Origin of the sequence: uncultured Campylobacter sp. (genome assembly GCF_938045535.1) — a bacterium.
GTDB lineage: Bacteria > Campylobacterota > Campylobacteria > Campylobacterales > Campylobacteraceae > Campylobacter_B.
The window spans coordinates 1-3239 of the sequence record NZ_CALIMQ010000184.1; the positions used below are offsets into that span (position 1 = coordinate 1).

At 45.9% G+C, this 3239-nt stretch carries 2 protein-coding genes and 1 pseudogene; 2 read left to right on the forward strand and 1 reads right to left on the reverse strand.

Going from position 1 to position 3239, the window contains the following annotated elements:
- Nucleotides 1-747, reverse strand: a pseudogene (locus tag Q0095_RS05755) (hypothetical protein); the annotation flags it as partial.
- Nucleotides 748-952: 205 nt separating this feature from the next.
- Between Q0095_RS05755 and groES the strand changes: the two are divergent.
- Together groES and groL are read left to right on the forward strand one after the other, a co-directional pair.
- Nucleotides 953-1216 (forward strand): co-chaperone GroES, encoded by a 264-nt coding sequence (groES, locus tag Q0095_RS05760; RefSeq protein ID WP_005871710.1) that lies wholly within the window; start codon nt 953-955, stop codon nt 1214-1216.
- 12 nt (nt 1217-1228) lie between these two features.
- Complete coding sequence (groL, locus tag Q0095_RS05765) at nt 1229-2866, forward strand: chaperonin GroEL (protein ID WP_295151473.1); 1638 nt, start codon at nt 1229-1231, stop codon at nt 2864-2866.
- Nucleotides 2867-3239: the final 373 nt, after the last annotated feature.

Below are 3239 nucleotides of genomic sequence, written 5' to 3' on the forward strand. Positions count from 1 at the left end.
AAATTCCGACTTTTCGGCGCTGATCTTGCCTAGCGTCGAATCGATCTTGCTTGCTGCTCGCAGGATGTCATTTTGCGCGGTTATGTCCGAGTTTAGCGTGATCTGCACGCCCTTTGGGATAGAGATATTCATATCTTTAAATGCAGATTCGTTGAGGATCAAATTTGAACTCTTGATGCTCGCGTTACCCTCTGCACCGCTGCCTCCGGCTTTGATGTCCGAGAGCACGTCGATATTTCCTTTGGCGTAGATAGGCAGAGAAGCCACGGCAAGGGCTTTTTCGACGTTTAGGCCCTTAGCATCGATTTGCAGATCAAGCGGACTAAGGTCTTTTAAATTTGCTAAAAATTTTACGTTGCTATCAAAAATCCGCCCGCTGCCGTTGATGCCGAATTTGACAAGATCGCCTAAAATTTGCCCTTTGAGGCTTAGCTCTTCGCTCGTTTTTATGCCGAGCTTGGCTAGATCGTGCGCATTTGCGTCGTAGTTAAGATCGAAAGAGCGCGCAAAAAGCGAGTATTTGCCCTTTACGTTTACGTTTGCAGCGTCATTTACGTTGGCGCTGATGTCCAGATCGCCGAAATTTAGATCGAATTTCTCAAGCTTCACGTCAAGGCCGCTTTTTTCTTTGATCAAATTTTCTATGTAAGGCTTAGCTAGATTGTTTCCAAAATCGCTGAAAAATAGGCAGCCTGCGCCTACGACAAGCAGGATTAAAATTCCTGCGATTATGCCGAAAATTTTCATTTCGTCCCCTTAAAATTTAAAATTTGAGGGTATTATAGCCCTTAAAATTTAACGTTTGAAATCTCAATACTTGAGTTTAAATCACTAAAGTTTTATAAAAATTTTTCATAAACTATTGACAAGATTTTAAATTTTGCATATAATCTTAGCACTCAAACACATTGAGTGCCAATTTTAGAAATCACAAATCAAAGAAAGGACTGAAATGAAATTTCAACCACTTGGCAAGCGCGTTCTAATTGAGCGCGAGGAGGAAACTAAAAAGACCGCTTCGGGTATCATCATCCCCGACAATGCTTCAAAAGAGAAGCCTTCGACCGGCAAAATTGTAGCCGTCGGCAGCGAATGTGAAGGCGTCAAAAATGGCGATACCGTAGCGTTTGCAAAATACGCAGGCAGCGAGATCAGCTTAGACGATAAGAAATACCTTATCTTAAATTTAGAAGATGTTTTAGGCATAATTAAATAAAAAGGATTGAAAATGGCAAAAGAGATTATTTTTTCAGACGACGCAAGAAACAAGCTTTACGCGGGCGTTAGGAAGCTAAACGACGCTGTAAAAGTTACGATGGGACCTCGCGGTCGCAATGTCTTAATCCAAAAGAGCTTCGGTGCTCCGGCGATCACAAAAGACGGCGTAACCGTAGCTAAAGAGATCGAGCTAAAAGACACGCTAGAGAATATGGGCGCTTCTTTGGTGCGCGAAGTAGCGAGTAAAACCAACGATCAAGCAGGCGACGGCACTACGACTGCGACCGTGCTAGCTCACGCGATCTTTAAAGAGGGCCTACGCAACGTAACTGCGGGCGCAAATCCGATCGAAGTTAAGCGTGGTATGGATAAATTTAGCGCTGCGGTTATTGAGGAGCTAAAAAAATCCTCTAAAAAAGTAAGTGGCAAAAAAGAGATCGCTCAGGTTGCTACGATCTCTGCTAATAACGACAGCGCGGTGGGCGATCTGATCGCAGACGCTATGGAAAGAGTCGGCAAGGACGGCGTTATAACCGTCGAAGAGGCAAAATCGATCAACGATGAGTTAAACGTAGTCGAGGGAATGCAGTTTGACCGCGGCTATCTAAGCCCATATTTCATTACAAATGCCGAGAAAATGCTAGTCGAGCTAAGCTCGCCGCTAGTGCTTCTATTTGATAAAAAAATTACAAATTTAAAAGATCTACTTCCGGTTTTGGAGCAGGTTCAAAAAAGCGGCAAACCGCTTCTAATCATCGCCGAGGATATCGAGGGCGAGGCACTTGCGACTTTAGTCGTAAATAAACTTCGCGGCGTGTTAAACATCTCTGCGGTCAAAGCCCCTGGATTTGGCGATCGCAGAAAGGCAATGCTTGAAGATATCGCGATTTTAACAGGCGGTACCGTCATCAGCGAGGAGCTTGGCAGAACGCTAGAAAGCGCCTCCATGGCTGATCTTGGACAAGCCGAGCGCATCGTGATCGACAAAGATAACACCACTATCGTAGGCGGCGCAGGCAAGAAAAAAGATATCGATGCGCGCGTTTCGCAGATCAAAGCTCAGATCGCAGAGACTACGAGCGATTACGACAAAGAGAAGCTTCAAGAGCGCATGGCTAAGCTTAGCGGCGGCGTTGCGGTTATAAAGGTGGGCGCTGCGACCGAAACCGAGATGAAAGAGAAAAAAGACCGCGTGGACGATGCTCTAAACGCAACCAAAGCAGCCGTAGACGAGGGTATCGTAATCGGCGGCGGCGCTGCGCTAATCAGAGCTGGACTTAGCGTAAAGCTAGCTCTAAGCGGCGACGAGCTTATCGGTGCGGACATCGTTAAGCGTGCGCTTTTCGCTCCACTTCGCCAGATCGCAGAGAATGCGGGATTTGACGCGGGTGTCGTAGCAAATAAGGTCGAGCAGGGCTCAGACAAAAAATTTGGCTTCAACGCCGCAAACGGCGAGTACGTCAATATGTTTGAGGCAGGTATCATCGATCCTGTGAAGGTCGAGCGTATCGCGCTTCAAAACGCGGTCTCCGTCGCAAGCCTGCTTCTAACGACCGAAGCGACCGTAAGCGAGATCAAAGAGGAAAAACCTGCAATGCCGCCAATGCCTGATATGGGTGGAATGGGCGGTATGGGCGGAATGATGTAGCCCCGTGGGGGCGTCATTCGGCGCTCCCATGCCATTACAACGGCGCTGTGAGATTTCGTAGCGCCGCGAAATACTTTATGCGCGGCGATATTGTAGCTACGCGCCGCTAAAATGATATGCGCCGCGTTTTGGATATGTCTAAAGCGCGGTGATTTATTATTAATTAACGATTAAGCGGTGTAATTTTTAGTCACCGCATGATCTTATAAATTTCGTATCTCACCGCAAATTTACGGTTTTGCTGCATTATCCTTTAATTTAAAAGCTTTATCTGAGCTTGCTTTTTACCTTAAATTCTGACTTGCCACTCAAAATTTAAGCGAAGAATTCTAAAACTTTAAAATTTTCAGCTATCTCACCTAAACGCTTACAA

Excerpts from the sequence above, each read along its gene's own strand:
- groES (WP_005871710.1), top strand. The coding sequence starts at position 953 with ATGAAATTTCAACCACTTGGCAAGCGCGTTCTAATTGAGCGCGAGGAG.
- groL (WP_295151473.1), top strand. The coding sequence starts at position 1,229 with ATGGCAAAAGAGATTATTTTTTCAGACGACGCAAGAAACAAGCTTTAC.